The following is an 18,380-nucleotide window of genomic DNA, read 5'->3' on the forward strand; positions in this document are numbered from 1 at the left end:
CCTAGAAATTCCGACTGAATGGGCCCCAATCGTCCCGATGAGGTGGAAGCGTGAACCCCGAACCACTGTTGCTGGCGACGCCGTCCGGCGATGTGCTGAAATTGCGCCCGGAAGGGCCGTGGACCGCAGCGAATGTAGTGACGCTCGAAACGCTGTCCCGATCGGTCGGGGCGGATGTCGATCGGTCCAGAGCCGTGACCCTGGACATGTCGGGCGTCAGCGCGCTCGACACGCTCGGCGCCTGGGTCCTGGAGAAGCTGTCGCGCCGGGCTGCATCATCCGGCAGATCGGCTGAATTCGTCGGTGTCGCCGATCATTTCAGCGGCCTGATGGACGAGGTGCGCCAGGTCAACCGCGACGCGCCGACACCCATAGCCACGTCAAATCCGCTCCTGCTCAGGCTCGGCGATCTCGGCAAGGCCACGATGGGTGCGCGGGAAGACGTCGCGATCTTTCTGCAAATGCTCGGCGCGCTATTCATGGCTGTGATCGGCGTGCTGCGCCGGCCGCGATCGCTGCGGTTGACCTCGCTGGTCTATCAGCTTTACCGCATCGGATGGCAGGCGATTCCCATCATCGTGCTGATCACCTTCCTGATCGGCGCCATCATCGCCCAGCAGGGATTCTTCCATTTCCGCAGGTTCGGCGCGGAGTCCTACACCGTCGACATGGTCGGCATCCTGGTGCTGCGCGAGCTCGGCGTGTTGATCGTCGCCATCATGGTCGCCGGACGGTCGGGAAGCGCCTATACCGCCGAGCTCGGCTCGATGAAGATGCGCGAGGAGATCGACGCGCTCTCGACCATGGGCCTCGACCCCGTCAACGTCCTGATCCTGCCGCGCGTTGCCGCGCTCGTCATCGCGCTGCCGATCCTCGCCTTCATCGGATCGATTGCCGCGCTCTATGGCGGCGGGCTGGTCGCACAGTTCTACGGCGACATGGGACCGGCGATCTACATCGCACGGCTGCATGACGCCATTTCCATCACTCATTTCGAGGTGGGGATCCTGAAGGCGCCGTTCATGGCGCTGGTGATCGGGATCGTCGCCTGTAGCGAAGGATTGCGCGTGAAAGGCAGCGCCGAGTCGCTGGGACGGCAGACCACGACATCGGTGGTGAAGTCGATCTTCCTGGTGATCGTGCTCGACGGCCTGTTCGCGATCTTCTTCGCTTCGATTGGAATGTGACGATGGAGGAATCGCAGGAAGAGTTCGCGATCCGCGTCCGCGACCTCGTGGTCGGCTTCGGCCGCCAGATCGTGCTCGACCATCTGTCGCTCGACGTCCGCCGCGGTGAGATCCTCGGGCTGGTCGGAGCGTCCGGCGGCGGCAAGTCGGTGCTGATGCGCACTATCATCGGCCTCATCCCGCGCCGAAGCGGCACCATCGAAGTCATGGGACAGCCCATCGGCGGCCGCGCTCAAGGCGCGGCCACGACTTGGGGCATCCTGTTCCAGCAGGGCGCGCTGTTCTCATCGCTGACAGTGCGGCAGAACGTCCAGTTTCCGCTGCGGGAAAATCTCGTCCTGTCGCAGGAGCTGATGGACGAGATCGCGATTGCCAAGCTCGAGATGGTCGGGCTGCGGGCGCAGGATGCGGACAAATTTCCCGCGGAGCTGTCGGGCGGCATGACCAAGCGCGTGGCGCTGGCGCGCGCGCTCGCGCTCGATCCGCCGATCCTGTTCCTGGACGAGCCGACCTCCGGCCTCGACCCGATCGCCGCCGGCGATTTCGACGCGCTGATCAAGACGCTGCAAAAGACCCTGGGCCTCACCGTGTTCATGGTCACCCACGACCTTGCGAGCCTGACCACGGTCTGCGACCGCGTGGCCGCCCTGGCCGACGGCAGGATCGTGGCGATCGGCCCGATGCGCGAACTGCTGCAATCCGAGCATCCCTGGGTGCGGGCCTATTTCCACGGCAAGCGCTCGCAGATGCTGCAACACGAAATGAGATGACACATGGAAACCCGCGCTCCTTACGTGCTGATCGGCACCTTCGTGCTGGCTGCGATCCTCGCGGTGTTCGGCTTCGTCTATTGGCTGAACAACACCGGCGGCATCGGGCCGCGCACGAACTACCACGTCCAATTCCAGGGACCGGTGCCCGGCCTGCTGGTCGGCGCCGGCGTGCTGTTCAACGGCATCCGCGTCGGCGAGGTGACCGAGCTCGGGCTCGCGCCGGATAACCCGCGTTTCGTCAATGCGACGATCTCGGTGGCCGCGGCGACGCCCGTGCGTGCCGACACCAAGGTCGGGCTCGATTTCCAGGGCTTGACCGGTGTGCCGGTGGTGACGCTGGAGGGCGGCATGATCGTCGCCAAGTCGGGCGCCAAGTCCGATGATGCGCTGACCTTGATCGCCGAGGCCGGCGCAGGCCAGAGCATGACGCAGGCGGCGCGCGATGCGCTGCGGAAGGTCGACACCGTGTTGGAGGACAATTCCGGCCCGCTGAAGGACACCATCGCCAATTTGAAGACGTTCTCCGACGGGCTCGCGCGCAACACCGGCAAGATCGACGGCATTCTGGCGGGCCTCGAGAAGATGACCGGTGGCGGAGCGCCCGCGCAGAAGGTCACCTACGACCTGCGCACGCCGAAGAATCTGGGGCCGGCCGGCAAGACGCTGTCTGCGTCACTGGCCATTCCCGAGCCGACCGCGGTCGCGATGCTCCAGACCCAGCGCATGCTGTTCTCGCCGGTCGGGACGATCCGGGCTTTGCCGATTTCCTCTGGGCCGACAGCATTCCAAAACTGGTGCAGGCGCGCCTGATCGACAGTTTCGAGAATTACGACATTGCCCACGCCCCGCTACGCACGACCGATCTCGGTCAGGCGGACTACCAGCTCCTGATCGACATCAGACGCTTTCGGATCGCGACAGACGGCGAGGCGAAAGTCGAGATCGGACTGTCGGCGCGGATCGTCGACAAGAACGGCAAGGTGATTGCCTCGCGCCTCGTTGAGACCACCGAGAAGCTCGACAAGGTCGAGCCGGCCGCTTCAGTCGCAGCGTTCGATGCCGCCTTTGCCCGGATCGCAAAGGAGCTGATCGGCTGGACCGTGCAGGCGGTATGATGCCTGCTATTCCAGAGTCTTCAGGTAGGACAGGAGGTCGTGGATCTGGTCCGGATTGAGCTCGAAGGCGGGCATGTCGGTATGGCCGGTGTAGATACCTTCGGCCAGCGCCTCACCAAGGGTCTCGATCGGATAACGCCGATGCAGGTTTCGCAGCGCTGGCGCGCTCTTGAGCGGACTCTCGGAGACACGGTCGATCGCATGGCAGCGAGCGCAATTTGCCCGTGCAAAGGCCTTGCCGCGCTGCTCGGCGGTCGTGGCGGCTTGCGCAGGCGTGATCAGGAGCAGCCCAATCAGGCCGTGACGCAGCGCGCTTTGCAGCATGGAAAGTGATCCCCGTCGAACTCTGGAGGGACAGAATAAGGCGGGGACCTCGGCCAAAATTGATCTGAGTCAATCGGGTTTGTCACAGCGCAGTAAAATGCAGGTGCGTGGCAACTCGGCCCGGGGCAGAGCTGGGCCGACGCTTGGAGCGGTGGATGAAGCCTTCCGTGGTCACGATTGAGCCGAACGGGCATTTCTGCAGCGATTGTGCCGTACGCGCATCAGCGGTTTGCTCGTCGCTGGATGCAGCCGAGCTCAGGGAATTCGAGCATCTGGGGCGCCGTGTCCATTTCGGCTCAGGCGAGACCGTGTTTTCCGAAGAGGACATCACGACCTCGTTCTACAACGTCCTCGAAGGCGTCATGCGGCTGTACAAGCTGCTGCCCGACGGTCGGCGGCAGATCGTGGGCTTTGCCCTGCCGGGCGATTTCCTGGGAATGAATATTTCCGGCCGCCACAATTTTTCGGCCGACGCGATCGGCGCGGTGACCGTGTGCCAGTTCGCCAAAGCACCTTTCGGCCGTTTCATCGAGAGCCGGCCGCAGCTGCTCAGGCGGATCAACGAGCTGGCCATTCGCGAGCTGAGCCAGGCGCGCGACCACATGGTCCTGCTCGGCCGTCGCTCGGCGGACGAGAAGGTCGCAACGTTTCTGCTCGGCTGGCGCCAGCGTCTGTTGGCGCTCGGGGGATCGCTGGACACCGTTCCGCTTCCGATGAGCCGTCAGGACATCGCCGACTATCTCGGCCTGACCATCGAAACCGTCAGCCGCACCTTCACCAAGCTCGAGCGTCACGGTGCAATCGAAATCCTTCATGGCGGTATCAGCCTGCGCGACCCCGCGCGCGTCGAGGCCCTGGCCGCGGCCTGACATTCTGTCCGCAACGCTCGCGGATTTTTGATCCCGATCAATGACGCCGGCCATCCGTCGCAAAATAATGCCTCAGACAATCCGGGAGAAGCATGATGCCCGCTGACGCGTTGCTGGTGACTGTCGTCGTCGTCGCGATCTTCGTCGCTTTCGCCGCAGCCTTGGCTTGGGCGGACCGGCAGACCAGCGCAGGCCGGCTCGACCCGGATTCCAAGCGCTGAAGCTCCTGAGATCGTCGTCCGATCTGACGCGCCGACCGCCGACGCTCGTCCAGAGCTCTGGCCGTGCGGCAGCGCCTCAACGCAATCACGACTTGCGCAATCTGCAACTCTGCGTCGGTCCAAATGCATCGGCGCATCCTTCGGATGGTGCCTTCCGCCTAACCACGGCGTTTTCGCGGCATTTGCCTAAAACGGCGCCCGTGCTTTCCGGTTGAAAAGCCTGATAACGTTGACTACGCAGGAACCCCAATGCCTCGCAGTCTTAGGAGCCCAGCGGCGTGCCTCAGGACAAGACCGGCGACCCCCGACAGTCAGCGGGCAACAAACTATCGGTGCTGCGCAAGCACCCGATCTTCGCGGATCTGGAGCCGGAGGCGCTCGATCAACTCTGCCGCTATGCCAAGCACACCACCGTGAAGCGTGGCGCGACGATCGCCGCCAAGGGCGATCCCGGTAACAACCTATTCGCGGTGGTCACGGGGACGGTGAAGATCTCCTCTTCGTCGCCGGATGGGCGGAATGCCATTCTCAATCTGATCGGTCCCGGAGAAATTTTTGGCGAGATCGCGGTGCTCGACGGCGCACCCAGGTCGGCCGACGCCACCGCGAACACCAATTGCGAACTCTACATCATCGATCGCCGGGACTTCCTGCCATTCGTGAAGAGCCAGCCGGCGCTGGCGATGAAATTCATCGAGCTGCTCTGCGCGCGCCTGCGCTGGACCAGCCAGCAGGTCGAGCAGGTGATCCTCCAGAACCTGCCGGGCCGGCTCGCGAGCGCACTGCTCGGTCTCACCGAGGAGCGCAAGCTCGACTCCGGCAGCGGCACGCTCGCCATCACCCAGCAGGAGATCAGCGAGATGGTCGGGATGACGCGCGAGAGCATCAACAAGCAATTGCGCGCATGGTCCGGCCGCAACTGGGTTCGTCTCGAGCATGGCGCGATCGTCGTGCTGGATACAGATGCACTGCGCGAACTCGCCGAGAGCGGTCTCTCCGGCGATTGAGAGCGTAGAGCGTGCTCTACATTATTGAGCATCTAGCCATCGATGATGGCGATCGCGCGGGTCCAGCCTGCGGAGGCGCGTTCGATCTTGACCGGAAAGCATGAGACCATGAATCCGGTCGCGGGCAATTGATCGAGATTGTGCAGCTTCTCAAGATGGCAATAGCCGATGTGCCGTCCCGCCTTGTGGCCTTCCCAGATCAGGCTGGCATCCCTTGTTTCGGCGTATTTCTTTGCAGTGTAGACGAACGGCGCATCCCAGCTCCAGCCGTCGGTGCCGGTCAGGCGGACGCCGCGTTCGAGCAGGTACATGGTGGCTTCATAGCCCATGCCGCAGCCGGAATTGACATAGTCGGCTTGGCCGAATTTCGCGCCGGCGCTGGTGTTAACGATGACGATCTCCAGCGGCGACAGCGTGTGTCCGATGCGTTTCAGCTCCTTCTCGACATCGTCGGCGCTCGCCACGTAGCCGTCGGGCAGATGCCGGAAGTCGAGCTTCACGCCCGGTTGAAAGCACCATTCCAGCGGCACCTCGTCGATCGTCCATGACCGTTCGCCGCGGTTCATGGTCGGATGGAAGTGCCAGGGCGCATCGAGATGCGTCCCGTTGTGGGTCGACAGCGAGACCTGCTCGACGGCCCAGCCCTGGCCGTCCGGCAAATCCTGCGCCTTGAGGCCGTCGAAGAACTGCAGCATGCGCGGCAGGCCCTGCTGGTGATCGATATACTGGATCGTCGGATGGTTGCCGGGCGGATCGGACGTCACGTCGTTTCGGAGCGGCACTGAGATATCGATCAGCTTCCGCGGCATGGGCATTCCCTCGAGATGGTCCACTGTTTCGAACATGTTGAGGGGGCTCCGTAGGGGGCGTCAAGTCACGTGCCGGCGACGCCGAGCCAGCCCGCCGTACCCCACCCTAATGCGAATTGCGCCAGAAATTGATCGATGCAACTCTTGCATTGATCAATGCTGGATTTGGCTTGGACAGAGAATGCCGCTCGCCCTAGGGACGACATTGGCGCTTGACTTCACACCTGAAGTGGAGCGACCCAAGGCGGCCTGCAGCCGGCCCGACAACAACATAATCAACCCAGTCGACCAGGAGGAAAGCCCAGATGAAGACACTCACCGGTATCATCACAGCCGTTGCACTGGCGGTCTCAGCGCCCCTGGCGACCGCACGCGATTTCCGCTCCGCCGACGTCCACCCCGCCGATTATCCGACCGTCGAGGCCGTCAAGTTCATGGGCAAGCAGCTCGCGGCGGCGAGCGGCGGCAAGCTCGGCGTTAAGGTGTTTCCCAACGGAGCCCTGGGATCCGAGAAGGACACCATCGAGCAGCTCAAGATCGGCGCGCTCGACATGATGCGGATCAACGCATCGCCGCTGAACAACTTTGTGCCGGAAACCATCGCGTTGTGCCTGCCTTTCGTCTTCCGGGATACGCAGCACATGCGCACGGTCCTCGATGGATCCATCGGCGATGAGATCCTGGCGGCGATGGAGCCCGCGGGATTGGTCGGCCTTGCCTATTACGACAGCGGCGCCCGGTCCATCTACACCGTCAAGGCACCGGTCAAGTCGCTCGCCGACCTCAAGGGCCTGAAGATCCGCGTCCAGCAATCCGACCTGTGGGTCGGCATGATTCAGAGCCTCGGAGCCAACCCGACGCCGATGCCCTATGGCGAGGTCTATACCGCGCTCAAGACCGGCCTCGTGGACGCTGCCGAGAACAACTGGCCGTCTTACGAGTCCTCGCGCCACTTCGAAGCCGCCAAGTTCTACAACGTCACCGAGCACTCGCTGGCGCCGGAAGTTCTCGTGATGTCGAAGAAGGTCTGGGACACGCTGAGCAAGGACGATCAGGCGATGATCCGCAAGGCGGCCAAGGAATCGGTGCCCGTCATGCGCAAGCTCTGGGACGAGCGCGAGCAAGCCGCCCGCAAGACCGTCGAGGCCGCCGGCGTTCAGGTCGTGACCATCGCCAACAAGGCGGAATTCGTCGACGCGATGAAGCCGGTGTACACGAAGTTCGCCGGTGACGAGAAGCTCCAGAGCCTCGTCAAGCGCATCCAGGACACGAAGTAAACATAGCAGTGTCGGGTCCGGAGTCGCCCAGTTGCGGCACCGGACCCTCGGGAGGGAGGCGCGGGATGACAGACCCACACGTCGCAAGCCACGAGCACGAGGCGGTCACCGGTCGCCCGTCCACCGGATTGCTGTCGCGGATCAATGCTCCCGTCGCGCGCGCGGGCATGTATCTGTCCGTGGCCGGCCTGCTCGTCATCGTCGTCATCGTTTTCTACCAGGTGTTCGGACGTTACGTGCTCAATTCCAGCCCGACCTGGACGGAGAACCTCGCGCTGGTCCTGATCCTGTATGTCACCTTGATCGGCGCCGCCGTCGGCGTGCGCGATGCCGGACACATCGGCATGGACAGTCTCTTGGTGATGCTTCCGGATCACATGCGGGAGAAGATCGAGCTCGTGATCCACGTCCTGGTGGCCGTGTTCGGCATTGCGATGGCCTACAATGGCTGGATCCTCGGGGCGTCGGTCGGAACCGTGAAGATCCCCAATCTCGGCCTGCCTGAGGTGATCCGCTACGTGCCGCTGATCGCCTCCGGCATCCTGATCATCTCCTTTTCAATCGAGCACATCATTGCTCTCTTGCGCGGCGAAGAGGTCGTCCCCTCATGGAACTGATCATCCTCGGCGCCACCTTCTTCGGCTTCCTGATCCTCGGCGTCCCCGTCGCCTTCGCGATCGGCCTCTCCGCGATCTGCACCATCCTCTACGAAGGCCTGCCGGTCGCCGTCATCTTCCAGCAGATGATGTCGGGGATGAACATCTTCTCCTTCCTCGCCATTCCGTTCTTTGTCTTCAGCGGTGAGCTGATGCTGCATGGCGGCGTCGCCGATAAGATCGTGCAGCTCGCCAAGAATCTCGTCGGGCACATCCGCGGCGGGCTCGGCATGTCGAACGTGGTCGCCTGCACCCTGTTCGGCGGCGTCTCCGGCTCGCCCGTCGCCGACGTGTCGGCGATGGGCGCAGTCATGATCCCGATGATGAAGAAAGAGGGTTTCGACACCGACTACGCCGTCAACGTCACCACCCATGCCTCGCTGGTCGGAGCCTTGATGCCGACCAGTCACAACATGATCATCTATGCCCTTGCCGCGGGCGGCAAGGTCTCGATCGGTGCGCTGATCGCCGCCGGCCTCCTGCCGGCGCTCGTGCTGATGGTCTGCATGCTGGTCGCTGCTTACGCGGTCGCGGTGAGGCGCGGCTATCCGGCGGGCAAATTTCCGGGCTGGGCCGAGGTCTTCCGCTCGCTTGCGGCCGCGCTGCCGGGCCTTCTGATCGTCGGCATCATCCTGGCGGGCATCCTGTCCGGCGTCTTCACGGCAACGGAATCCGCAGCCGTCGCGGTCACCTACACGATCCTGCTGACCTTCTTCATCTACCGCACCATGACCTGGGGCAACTTCCTGCGCGCCGCCGCCAAGGCGGTGAAGACGACGGGCGTGGTGCTGCTGCTGATCGGCGTCTCCACCATGTTCCAGTATCTGATGGGACTCTACGAGGTGGCCGACCTCGCCGGCGAGATGATGAGCAAGGTCTCCACGCAGCCCTGGATGATCTTCCTGCTCATCAACGTCATCTTGTTCGTGCTCGGCACGTTCATGGACATGGCCGCGACCATCCTGATCTGCACCCCGATCTTCCTGCCGATCGCGATGAAGGCGGGCATGGACCCGGTGCAGTTCGGGATGCTGATGCTGATCAATTGCGCCCTGGGGCTGAACACCCCGCCGGTCGGAACGACGCAGTTCGTGGGCTGCGCCATCGGCGGCATCTCGGTCGGCGCCGTGATGCGCACCATCCTGCCGTTCTATGCCGCGCTGATCGCAGCCTTGATGTTCGTGACCTACGTCCCTGCATTCTCGCTGTGGCTGCCCCGCCTGCTGATGGGCTACAAGGGCTAGCAGCACCAGGGAGAAGCCATCAGTGACGGACTATCGCAAGCTCTTCGATCTCACCGGCAAGACCGCAGTCGTCCTCGGCGCCGCTTCCGGCATCGGCAAGTCGTCGGCCGAGGCGCTGGCCGGGCTCGGCGCCCGCGTCGTCTGCGCCGACCGCGCGTTTGATGCGGCGGAGGCGACCGCCGCCGGCATTCGCGACAAGGGCGGCTGGGCGGAAGCTGCTAGCTGCGACGCCGCGAGCGCTGCGGACGTCAACGCGCTGGCCAAAACCGTGATGCAGAAGTTTCCGCGGCTCGACATCGCTGTGACGACGCCCGGGCTCAACATCCGCAAGACCATCCTCGACTACACCGAGGAGGATCTCGATCGCGTCCTCAACCTCAACGTCAAGGGCACGGTCTGGTTCTTCCAGGCTTTTGGCCGCATCATGGTCGAGCAGAAGGGCGGCAGCATCGTCGCCTGCTCCTCGGTGCGCGCGGTCACCATCGAGCCGGGCCTCGGCGTCTACGGCTCGACCAAGGCGGCGATCGGCCTCCTGGTGAAGGGCTTTGCCTCAGAGGTCGGCCATGCCGGCGTGCGCGTCAACGCGATCGCGCCGAGCATCGCCGAAACGGCGCTGACCGGCCCGTTCAAGCAGCGTCCCGACATCTACAATCTCTACGCCGGGCACACCGTGTTCAACCGCTGGAGCAGCGCCGACGAGGTCGCCACCGCTGTGGCCTATCTCGCTTCGGACGCCGCGAGCTATGTCAGCGGCAGCACGCTGTTCGTCGATGGCGGCTGGACTGCCGTCGATGGCCCGCCGACCGGCCTCACCCAGCTGCACAAATAGGCAGTCATCGGCATCTACCCCGCGAAGCCTGCGCGTTGGCGCAGCTCCTTCCGGTCTGCGCTGCTCAGCAGCGCGATCAGCGCGGCCGCCTCCTTTGGGTGTGCGGCCCGCGCGGTGACACCGGCCGTGTACATCGTCACGAGTTCGCAGCCGGGCGGCAGCGATCCTGACAGCGCGATGCCGTCGGTCGCGATGATCTCGGTCGCCTGCGTGCAGCCGATCGGTCTTTGCGCGGTGGATGCCGCAAGCTCCCGCATCGCAGTTGCGCCGTTCGGAAAGATCTTGAGGCGTGAGGCGACCTCATAGGCGATGCCGAGCTGATCAAGCACTTTGGCGACGTGCTGTCCCGCGGTCGAGGCCTTCGTGTCGGGGACGTAGATCGCATCGGCGCTGCGCAAGACCTCACGCAAATCGGCTTCGCTCTTCACCGTCACCCTGGGATCGCGGCTGCGGACGGCCAGCGCAGTCTCGACGCGGCCGACATCGGCAATCGAGGAGGAAGTGATAAGCTTCTCCTCGGCGAGCTTGGCAAGCAGCACTTGCGTCAGGATCACGAGATCTACTGGCGCTCCCGCGCGCAGCTTGTCGGCCATGATGCCGACCGCGCCGAACTCGCCGTCGATACTGAGGCCGGTCTGCGCCTTGAGCGCGTCGGTAAGGCCGCGCACCAGCCCTTGCGCTGCGCCACCGCTCAAAATGTTCACTGTCGTCACGATGCAAGCTCCGCAGCTGCAATGATCCTGTCGCGCGTGATCGGCAGGTCGTGCACGCGCACGCCGAGGCAATCGTAAACCGCATTGGCGATCGCTGCCGTCACCGGGCCGTGCGCGGCCTCACCGGCGCCGAGCGGCTCGATCTCCGGCCGCTGGATGATCTCGACATCCACCGCCGGCACCTCGCTGAACCTCAGGATCGGATAGTCGGTCCAGGAGGTCGAATTGATGCGCGTCCGATCGAAGCGGACACGCTCCTTCAGCACCCAGCTCGTCGCCTGGATCGCGCCGCCCTCGATCTGGTTGATGACACCGTCCGGATTGATCGCTTCGCCGACGTCTACGGCAAGCGTTAGCCGCTTCACGCGGATGTCCTCAGCACCTTCGATCTCGGCAATCGCGGCGCAGTAGGCTCCCATGTTCTTGTAGCGGGCAAAGCCGACGCCGTGACCGATGCCGGTTCGCTTCTGCGGCTTCCACGCGGCACGTCGCGCGGCAGAGCGGATGACGTCCTTGGCGCGCTCGTCGCGCAGATGACGCAAGCGAAATGCGATCGGGTCCTCGCCGCGCAGGGCGGCGATCTCGTCGAGCAGGGATTCGATGGCGAACACGTTGCCCTGCGCGCCGAGGGTCCGCAGCGCTGAGGTGCGCACCGGCATCGTCAGCAGCCGGTGGCTTGTGATCGTCCAGGCCGGGAGGTCATAGAGTGGAACGGAGTTGCGATCAGCGCCGCCGCCATTCGCAGCCGGCGGGTTGGACGAGATCATGCGCGGGTAGGGGTTTGCGATCTCGGTTGCGGCAAGCAGCGCGGGCTGCGCCGCGCGTCCGGGTCGCGCCGCATGGCCATTGCTCCAGATCGCGTGGCGCCAGCCGGTGATCTCGTTGTCGGCATCGAGATCGGCCTCGATCTCGATGGCCATGGCCGCGCCGAACGGCGCATGGGTCATCTCGTCGTGGCGAGACCATTGCACCCGCACCGGACGGCCGCCGGCAGCCTTTGCCAGCAGCACGGCATCGAGCGCGACGTCGTCGGCTGCATTATGTCCGTAGCAGCCGGCGCCCTCCATGTGCTCGACGACGATATTCTCGGCCGGCAGCTTGAGCACGATCGCGAGATCGGCGCGCAGCAGATAGACGCCCTGGCTGTGGGTCCAGACATGGACGCGATCGCCGTCACATTGCGCCATGGCGCAGGATGGCGCGATCGAGCCGTGTGCGATGTAGGGGCGGGTGTATTGCCGGCGCAGAGTTTGGACCGGCTTGTTCGTCGCTGCCGTCCTGGTGTCGATGACATCAGTCTCGACCGGCTGGCTCTTCAGAAAGCCCGCCAGATCGTCTTCGTCGGGCAGCGGATCGCCGGCCGACCATGTCGCGCCCTTGCCCAGGGCTTTCACCGCGGCTTCCGCCGCGGCCTCGCCATCGGCAACGACGCCGGCAAAATCGCCGTCGCGGACGATCGCGATGAGGCCAGGGACAGCGCGCGCAGCCTCCTCATTGAACGCAATCAATCTGGCCCCTGAAACCTCCGGCCGCAGCACGCGTCCGTGCAAAAGGCCCGGCAGCGAACAATCGTGGATGAAGCGCGGCCGCGCGAACACCTTGTCGGGAATGTCGACGCGCTGGACCGAATGCCCGGCGAGCGCGCGGTCGGCGGCGCTCTTCGCTGTCGCGCTCGCGGTCGCGTCGTGATCAAGAGAAACCTCACCAGCCAGCTCCCAATAGCTGGTGCTGACATTGCCCGGTCCCGAGATCGTGCCGTCATCGACACCGAGCAGCGCCGCATCGACGCCTAGGCGCTCCGATGCAGCGGTGAGGAAGCGCTGGCGCACCTCGGCACAGGCCTGGCGCAGCGCGCGGCCGGATTGCTGAATCGACAGGCTGCCCGAGGTGACGCCTTCGTTCGGGCTCGTCGCCGTCGAGGCGCGGATCATCTCGATGCGGCCGATATCAACATCGAGCTCGTCCGCCGCAATTTGCGCCAGCGCCGTGACGATGCCCTGGCCGATCTCGACCTTGCCGGGCGAGATCGCCACACGGCCTTCGCCGGTGAATCGTACCCAGGACGACAGTCTTGGATTGGCCGCCAGACTGACCGGCAGTTTCGGGGCGGGGACCGTCATAGGGCTGCCATCTCCGCCGCCGCCCGCATCACCGCACGGACCATGCGGTTATGCGATCCGCAGCGGCACAGATTGCGGTCCAGCGCCGCTCTGACCTCGGCCTCCGTCGGTAACGGATTGCACTTCAGCAGGGCTGCTGCACTGATCAGGATCCCTGAGACGCAATAGCCGCATTGCATCGCCTGCTCGAAGATGAAGGCGCGTTGCAGCGGGTGCGGTTGCTCGACCGTGCCAAGGCCTTCCACCGTGACGACGTCCTTGCCCGCAACCGACCACATCGGCATATCGCATGAAGCCATCGCGCGGCCATCGACCATGACATAACAGGCGCCGCACTCACCGGCGCCACAGCCGAAATGCGCACCGGTGACAGCGAGCCGGCTGCGCAGCACGTCGAGCAGCGTCTGGTCAGGATCAGCATCCACGGCCATCGCTGCGCCGTTGAGCTGGAATTGAATGGCAGGCATTCTCGCTCTACGATCTCACGACTTGTCGAACTTCTTGACGACGTCGGCCCATTTCTCGATGTCACCGCGCAGGAATTTTTCGAACTGTTCCGGCGTCATCGACATGGGCATGGCGCCCTGTTCTGTCCAGAGCTTGACGATGTCAGGCCGCTTCACCATTGCGTTGACGGCCGCATTGAGCTTGTCGATCACAGGCTTCGGCGTGCCCGCGGGAGCCATGAGGCCGAGCCAGATCGTCGCCTCGTAGCCGGGCACACCGGCCTCGATCGCGGTCGGCACGTTCGGCAGCACGGCCGAGCGCTGCTTGCCGGTGGTGGCGAGCGCGCGGACCTGGTTCTCGCCGATGTTCGGCGCCATTGCCGGCACCGCGTCGATCATCATCTGCACCTGTCCGCCGATCACGCCGCTGCGCGCCTCGCCGCTGTTGCGATAGGGCACGTGGACGATTTCGACGCCGGCCATGGTTTTGAACAGCTCGCCGGCCATGTGATAGGGCGTGCCCTGGCCGGAGGAGGCGTAGTTCAGCTTGCCGGGCTGTGCCTTGGCGAGCGCGATGAACTCTTGCAGCGTCTTCGCTGCGACTTGCGGGTTCACCACGATGACGAGATCGGAATAGTTCACCGGCGCGATTGGCGCGAGGTCGCGCATCAGCTCGTATTTGCGCTTGTCCGGGGTCAGCAGCGATTCGTTCGCGGTCTGGGTGTTGGACATCATCAGCAGCGTGTAGCCGTCGGGCGGCGACTTCGCCGCTTCGACCGTGCCGATGACGCCGCCCGCGCCGGTGCGGTTCTCGATCACGAAGGGCTGGCCAAAGCTCTCCTGGAGCACGTTGCCGATCAGCCGGGCCGCGACATCCGCCGGCCCGCCGGCCCCAAAGGGCACCACGATCCGGACTGCGCGGGTGGGATAATCCTGCGCCAATGAGGGGGCTGCGGAGAAGGCGCCGAGCAGGCCGACGGCGACCACCAGCACGAATCTTCGGGCTTTCATACCCACCTCCCTGATGTCGTTCTTGTTTGGCCGGCACTGTAGCGGCAGGGGATGTGGACTGTCGACGGCTCACAAAGCCGATCGTGCCGGGAATATCGGGACGGTGTCGGTGTGGCTGCGCCGCTCTTCGCAGTCGCGGCAGGAACCGGCAGCGCACGTGATCTGAGCAAATCGCATGGGCATTGCCGGATAAATGCCCTCGGCTGACAGGTATTTTGGTGTTACGAAATTGGCCATGAACCAGCACGCCAAGATCGAAATCCGCCACTCGACCTGCCCGCATGATTGCCCCTCGGCCTGCGCCCTCGACGTCGAGGTGGTCGAGGGCCGCAGCATCGGCCGCGTCCGTGGTTCGAAGCAGCAGACCTATACGGCCGGCGTCGTCTGCGCCAAGGTCGCCCGTTATGCCGAGCGCATCCATCACCCCGAGCGGGTGACGTTTCCGATGCGCCGCATTGGGCCAAAGGGCTCCGGGCAATTCGCGCGGATTTCCTGGGACGAGGCGCTCGACGAGATCGGGCATCGCTTCAATCAAGCCGAGCGCGAGTTCGGCGCGGAATTGATCTGGCCCTATTACTACGCCGGCACGATGGGCCTGGTGATGCGCGACGGCCTCAATCGCCTCACCCATGTGAAGAAATATTCGCGCTTCTATCAGACGATCTGCGCCAATGTCGCGCGCATCGGGTTTGCGATCGGCACCGGCAAGATCGCCGGCGTCGACCCGCGCGAGATGGCGCTGTCCGACCTCGTCGTGATCTGGGGCACCAATCCGGTCAACACCCAGGTCAACGTGATGACGCACGCCTCGCGCGCGCGCAAGGAGCGCGGCGCGAAGATCGCTGCGGTCGACATCTACGACAACGAGACCATGAAGCAGGCTGACATCAAGATCATCCTGCGGCCCGGCACCGACGGCGCGTTTGCCTGCGGCGTGATGCATGTCCTGTTCCGCGACGGCTATGCCGACCGCGCCTATATGGACAACTACACCGACTGCCCGGATGAGCTCCAGGCGCATCTGAAGACGCGCACACCGGAATGGGCATCCGCCATTTGTGGCGTGCCGGTGTCGGAGATCGAGGCCTTCGCGAAAGCGGTTGGCGAGACCAAGCGCACCTTCTTCCGCTTCGGCTACGGCTTTACGCGCAGCCGCAATGGTGCCACGCAGATGCACGCGGCAAATTGCATTCCGGCCGTGACGGGCGCCTGGCAATATGAAGGGGGCGGCGCCTTCTTCAACAATTACGCGCTGTGGCATTTCAACGAATCCATCATCGAAGGCCACGACGCGATCGACAAGACCACGCGCGCGCTCGACCAGTCGCAGATCGGCCGCATCCTCACCGGCGATGCCGAAGCCCTGCAGGGTAAGGGCCCGGTCAAGGCGATGCTGATCCAGAACACCAATCCGATGACGGTGGCGCCCGAGCAGGCGCTGGTTCGGCAGGGCTTTGCGCGCAAGGAACTGTTCGTCGTGGTGCACGAGCAGTTCATGACCGAGACCGCCGAGATGGCCGATATCGTGCTGCCGGCAACCATGTTCATGGAGCATGACGATCTCTATTACGGCGGTGGCCACCAGCACATCTCGGTCGGCCCCAAGCTGATCGACCCGCCCGGCGAATGCCGCTCCAACCACGAGGTGTTGCAGGCACTGGCGCCGCGGCTCGGCGCCAAGCATCCGGGTTTCGAGATGACGCCCCGCGAATTGATCGATGCGACGCTGAAGCTCAGCAATCATGGCGACATCGCCGGCCTCGAAGCCGATATCTGGCGCGACCTGCAACCGGATTTCCGTACCTCGCACTATCTCGACGGCTTTGCCCATGCCGACAGGAAATTCCATTTCAAAGCCGACTGGGCGCATCCGCCGTTCGGTCAGACCATGGGCGATTTCGACAAGATGCCGTCGCTGCCGGACCATTGGGCGGTGATCGAGCACACTGATCAGGCCCATCCATTCCGGCTCGCGACCAGCCCGTCGCGCAGCTTCCTCAACACCACCTTCAACGAGACGCCGTCCTCGCAGGCGCGCGAGGGCAGGGCCAGCGTCATGATCCATCCCCTCGACGCCGCCGCACTCGACATCGCCAATGGCGATGCCGTGACGCTCGGCAACAGCCGCGGCGAGACCACGCTGGTCGCAACGCTGTTCGATGGCGTGCGCCGCGGCGTTCTGATCGCCGAATCCGTTCATCCGAACAAGGGTCATATCGGCGGCCGCGGCATCAACATGCTGACGGGCGCCGACACCATCGCGCCGATCGGCGGGGCGGCATTCCACGACAACAAGGTCTGGATCAGGAAGGCGGCCGCGGGCTGAAGCACGCTGTCGCTTCGATTGCTCTATAAATTTGTGTCGAGGCGCTAAAGCGGCGCCTCGCCGCAGATTACCCTTGCGCGCGCTGCCCGAGCTGCCGCAAATGACAGCAAAACGGAGCCAAGGAAGCGAGCGTGTCATGACCAACACCACAGCTGTCGTCACTGAAAAGCGCGGGCAGGCGTTCTGGATCACCATCAACCGGCCGGAGAAACGCAACGCCCTGAACGGCGATGTTATCGCCGGCATCACCAAAGGCTATCGCGACGCGCATGACAACAAGGATGTCCGCGTCATCGTGCTGACGGGCGCGGGCGACAAGGCGTTCTGCGCGGGCGCCGACCTGCAGAATTCCGGCGCGGCTTTCGCGATGGATCATTCCAAACCCAATGTCGACTATGCCGATCTGCTACGCTTGTCACAGAACGCCACCAAGCCTGCGATTGCGCGCCTCAGTGGCGTCTGCATGGCCGGCGGCATGGGCCTTTTGTGCATGACCGACATGGCGGTTGCAGCCGATCACGTCATCTTCGGCCTGCCGGAGGTGAAGGTCGGCGTGTTTCCGATGCAGGTCCTAAGCCTGCTGCAGAGGATCGCGCCGCCGCGGCTCGTCAACGAATGGGCGCTCACGGGGGAGCCGTTCGACGCCAAGGCGGCGCAGGCCGCGGGCCTCCTCAATTACGTCGTGCCCAAGGCCGAACTCGACGCCAAGGTCGACTGGCTGATCGGCCGCATCGTCGACAAATCGCCGACCGCAATCCGCCGCGGCAAATACGCCATGCGCGCGATCGCCTCGATGTCGTTCGACGAGAGCATCGCCTACACCGAAAGCCAGATCGCTCTGCTCGCGATGACTGAGGACGCCAAGGAGGGCTTGAAGGCGTTCAGCGAGAAGCGCTCGCCATCGTGGACGGGAAAATAGGCGATCATTTCAGGGCAAGATTGGATGCTGTGGTCGTTCAATGCACCGCTATTCTGCGGAATAATCGGCGTTTAGTCGAACAAGAAGTGATCTTGTCCGCTCCTCGCGACGTTTCTTTGTGGCCGTGATCAACTGCTTCCCGGTGCGCTTGGCGTAGGTTGGCAGTTGGCGGCTTGATCTATGACGGCCTGCGAGCGCAACTCTGCGTCCGTGAGATCGCTGTCCGCACCTTCGGTGAAGCCTCCGTGCCGGAAGGAAGTAAAGGACAGTTCCTGACGAAGCCCGGCCTCCGCAATGATCTGCTTTACCACGCTGCGCAAATAACGCAGGTCCTTGCGTGGCGTAATCCATGGAAGCGGGGTTGCCGACCGACGATGGGCATGGTCACGCCGGAATACCAGGCCCGGGAGCGAGGTCTTTTAATCTCGTCGAGCTCGTCCATAAGTTCAGGAAAGAGAGGGGCGCCCGTTTCATCTAATAATGGCCACCAGGCTTCCTCTCCATTCTTTGGATGCACGATCGTGACTGGTGGCC

General features: G+C 64.0%; 17 protein-coding genes and 1 pseudogene. 12 read left to right on the forward strand and 6 right to left on the reverse strand.

Going from position 1 to position 18,380, the window contains the following annotated elements; translation table 11 throughout:
* Positions 1–50 precede the first annotated feature (50 nt).
* The 3 genes and pseudogenes from ACSKB8_RS23795 to ACSKB8_RS23805 all read left to right on the forward strand — a co-directional run bounded on the left by ACSKB8_RS23795 (position 51) and on the right by ACSKB8_RS23805 (position 3,075).
* Entirely contained in the window at positions 51–1,187 is a 1,137-nt protein-coding gene (locus tag ACSKB8_RS23795) for an ABC transporter permease (RefSeq protein ID WP_438106760.1), read from the forward strand.
* 2 nt (positions 1,188–1,189) lie between these two features.
* Complete coding sequence (locus tag ACSKB8_RS23800) at positions 1,190–1,957, forward strand: ABC transporter ATP-binding protein (RefSeq protein WP_176945709.1); 768 nt, start codon at positions 1,190–1,192, stop codon at positions 1,955–1,957.
* A 3-nt stretch (positions 1,958–1,960) separates the two neighbouring features.
* Positions 1,961–3,075 (forward strand): annotated as a pseudogene (locus tag ACSKB8_RS23805) (ABC-type transport auxiliary lipoprotein family protein).
* Positions 3,076–3,081: 6 nt separating this feature from the next.
* Here ACSKB8_RS23805 and ACSKB8_RS23810 read toward each other — a convergent pair.
* Positions 3,082–3,399, reverse strand: a complete 318-nt coding sequence (locus tag ACSKB8_RS23810) for a c-type cytochrome (protein WP_438106762.1) — start codon at positions 3,397–3,399, stop codon at positions 3,082–3,084.
* A gap of 155 nt (positions 3,400–3,554) precedes the next feature.
* Here ACSKB8_RS23810 and ACSKB8_RS23815 point away from each other — a divergent pair, with 155 nt between their 5' ends.
* The 3 genes from ACSKB8_RS23815 to ACSKB8_RS23825 all read left to right on the forward strand — a co-directional run bounded on the left by ACSKB8_RS23815 (position 3,555) and on the right by ACSKB8_RS23825 (position 5,496).
* A complete protein-coding gene (locus tag ACSKB8_RS23815) occupies positions 3,555–4,268 on the forward strand; it encodes a helix-turn-helix domain-containing protein (protein ID WP_438106764.1) in 714 nt (237 codons plus the stop codon).
* Between the two features lie 95 nt (positions 4,269–4,363).
* Positions 4,364–4,489, forward strand: a complete 126-nt coding sequence (locus ACSKB8_RS23820) for a hypothetical protein (protein WP_283811349.1) — start codon at positions 4,364–4,366, stop codon at positions 4,487–4,489.
* A gap of 278 nt (positions 4,490–4,767) precedes the next feature.
* Complete coding sequence (locus ACSKB8_RS23825; RefSeq protein WP_438106766.1) at positions 4,768–5,496, forward strand: Crp/Fnr family transcriptional regulator; 729 nt, start codon at positions 4,768–4,770, stop codon at positions 5,494–5,496.
* Between the two features lie 32 nt (positions 5,497–5,528).
* Here the strand turns inward: ACSKB8_RS23825 and ACSKB8_RS23830 are convergent, their stop codons facing one another.
* Positions 5,529–6,305: a cyclase family protein gene (locus ACSKB8_RS23830; RefSeq protein WP_438106768.1), complete on the reverse strand. Its 777-nt coding sequence runs from the start codon at positions 6,303–6,305 to the stop codon at positions 5,529–5,531.
* A 305-nt stretch (positions 6,306–6,610) separates the two neighbouring features.
* Here ACSKB8_RS23830 and ACSKB8_RS23835 point away from each other — a divergent pair, with 305 nt between their 5' ends.
* The 4 genes from ACSKB8_RS23835 (at position 6,611) to ACSKB8_RS23850 (ending at position 10,311) form a co-directional block, all read left to right on the forward strand.
* Positions 6,611–7,582, forward strand: a complete 972-nt coding sequence (locus ACSKB8_RS23835) for a TRAP transporter substrate-binding protein (RefSeq protein ID WP_438106769.1) — start codon at positions 6,611–6,613, stop codon at positions 7,580–7,582.
* A 65-nt stretch (positions 7,583–7,647) separates the two neighbouring features.
* Complete coding sequence (locus ACSKB8_RS23840) at positions 7,648–8,199, forward strand: TRAP transporter small permease (protein WP_128932589.1); 552 nt, start codon at positions 7,648–7,650, stop codon at positions 8,197–8,199.
* A complete protein-coding gene (locus ACSKB8_RS23845; RefSeq protein WP_438106771.1) occupies positions 8,190–9,482 on the forward strand; it encodes a TRAP transporter large permease in 1,293 nt (430 codons plus the stop codon). The genes ACSKB8_RS23840 and ACSKB8_RS23845 overlap by 10 nt, the downstream gene beginning before the upstream one ends.
* 22 nt (positions 9,483–9,504) lie before the next feature.
* Positions 9,505–10,311, forward strand: a complete 807-nt coding sequence (locus tag ACSKB8_RS23850) for an SDR family NAD(P)-dependent oxidoreductase (RefSeq protein ID WP_438106773.1) — start codon at positions 9,505–9,507, stop codon at positions 10,309–10,311.
* A 14-nt stretch (positions 10,312–10,325) separates the two neighbouring features.
* Here ACSKB8_RS23850 and ACSKB8_RS23855 read toward each other — a convergent pair whose 3' ends face one another.
* From ACSKB8_RS23855 to ACSKB8_RS23870, 4 genes are read right to left on the reverse strand one after another with little or no spacing between them, the layout of a single operon-like run.
* Positions 10,326–11,024 (reverse strand): molybdate ABC transporter substrate-binding protein, encoded by a 699-nt coding sequence (locus ACSKB8_RS23855; RefSeq protein ID WP_438106775.1) that lies wholly within the window; start codon positions 11,022–11,024, stop codon positions 10,326–10,328.
* Positions 11,021–13,144 (reverse strand): molybdopterin cofactor-binding domain-containing protein, encoded by a 2,124-nt coding sequence (locus ACSKB8_RS23860; protein WP_438106777.1) that lies wholly within the window; start codon positions 13,142–13,144, stop codon positions 11,021–11,023. Before ACSKB8_RS23860 ends, ACSKB8_RS23855 begins: the two co-directional genes overlap by 4 nt.
* Entirely contained in the window at positions 13,141–13,611 is a 471-nt protein-coding gene (locus ACSKB8_RS23865) for a (2Fe-2S)-binding protein (RefSeq protein ID WP_438106779.1), read from the reverse strand. The genes ACSKB8_RS23860 and ACSKB8_RS23865 overlap by 4 nt, the downstream gene beginning before the upstream one ends.
* A gap of 15 nt (positions 13,612–13,626) precedes the next feature.
* On the reverse strand, positions 13,627–14,601 hold the full coding sequence (locus tag ACSKB8_RS23870) for a Bug family tripartite tricarboxylate transporter substrate binding protein (protein ID WP_438106781.1): 975 nt from the start codon (positions 14,599–14,601) through the stop codon (positions 13,627–13,629).
* A gap of 235 nt (positions 14,602–14,836) precedes the next feature.
* Here ACSKB8_RS23870 and ACSKB8_RS23875 point away from each other — a divergent pair, with 235 nt between their 5' ends.
* Both ACSKB8_RS23875 and ACSKB8_RS23880 read left to right on the forward strand, forming a co-directional pair.
* Positions 14,837–16,927, forward strand: a complete 2,091-nt coding sequence (locus tag ACSKB8_RS23875) for a molybdopterin oxidoreductase family protein (RefSeq protein WP_438106783.1) — start codon at positions 14,837–14,839, stop codon at positions 16,925–16,927.
* Between the two features lie 136 nt (positions 16,928–17,063).
* Positions 17,064–17,846 (forward strand): enoyl-CoA hydratase/isomerase family protein, encoded by a 783-nt coding sequence (locus ACSKB8_RS23880; protein WP_438106784.1) that lies wholly within the window; start codon positions 17,064–17,066, stop codon positions 17,844–17,846.
* Positions 17,847–18,380 lie beyond the last annotated feature (534 nt).

This window comes from Bradyrhizobium sp. BR 1432 (genome assembly GCF_051547705.1).
In the GTDB taxonomy this organism is placed as follows: Bacteria; Pseudomonadota; Alphaproteobacteria; order Rhizobiales; family Xanthobacteraceae; genus Bradyrhizobium; species Bradyrhizobium zhanjiangense.

Coding starts and splice junctions, on each gene's coding strand:
- ACSKB8_RS23845 (WP_438106771.1), top strand. CDS start 8,190: ATGGAACTGATCATCCTCGGCGCCACCTTCTTCGGCTTCCTGATCCTC.
- ACSKB8_RS23800 (WP_176945709.1), top strand. CDS start 1,190: ATGGAGGAATCGCAGGAAGAGTTCGCGATCCGCGTCCGCGACCTCGTG.
- ACSKB8_RS23865 (WP_438106779.1), bottom strand. CDS start 13,611: ATGCCTGCCATTCAATTCCAGCTCAACGGCGCAGCGATGGCCGTGGAT.
- ACSKB8_RS23835 (WP_438106769.1), top strand. CDS start 6,611: ATGAAGACACTCACCGGTATCATCACAGCCGTTGCACTGGCGGTCTCA.
- ACSKB8_RS23880 (WP_438106784.1), top strand. CDS start 17,064: ATGACCAACACCACAGCTGTCGTCACTGAAAAGCGCGGGCAGGCGTTC.
- ACSKB8_RS23860 (WP_438106777.1), bottom strand. CDS start 13,144: ATGACGGTCCCCGCCCCGAAACTGCCGGTCAGTCTGGCGGCCAATCCA.
- ACSKB8_RS23830 (WP_438106768.1), bottom strand. CDS start 6,305: ATGCCGCGGAAGCTGATCGATATCTCAGTGCCGCTCCGAAACGACGTG.
- ACSKB8_RS23820 (WP_283811349.1), top strand. CDS start 4,364: ATGCCCGCTGACGCGTTGCTGGTGACTGTCGTCGTCGTCGCGATCTTC.
- ACSKB8_RS23875 (WP_438106783.1), top strand. CDS start 14,837: ATGAACCAGCACGCCAAGATCGAAATCCGCCACTCGACCTGCCCGCAT.
- ACSKB8_RS23870 (WP_438106781.1), bottom strand. CDS start 14,601: ATGAAAGCCCGAAGATTCGTGCTGGTGGTCGCCGTCGGCCTGCTCGGC.
- ACSKB8_RS23815 (WP_438106764.1), top strand. CDS start 3,555: ATGAAGCCTTCCGTGGTCACGATTGAGCCGAACGGGCATTTCTGCAGC.
- ACSKB8_RS23840 (WP_128932589.1), top strand. CDS start 7,648: ATGACAGACCCACACGTCGCAAGCCACGAGCACGAGGCGGTCACCGGT.
- ACSKB8_RS23810 (WP_438106762.1), bottom strand. CDS start 3,399: ATGCTGCAAAGCGCGCTGCGTCACGGCCTGATTGGGCTGCTCCTGATC.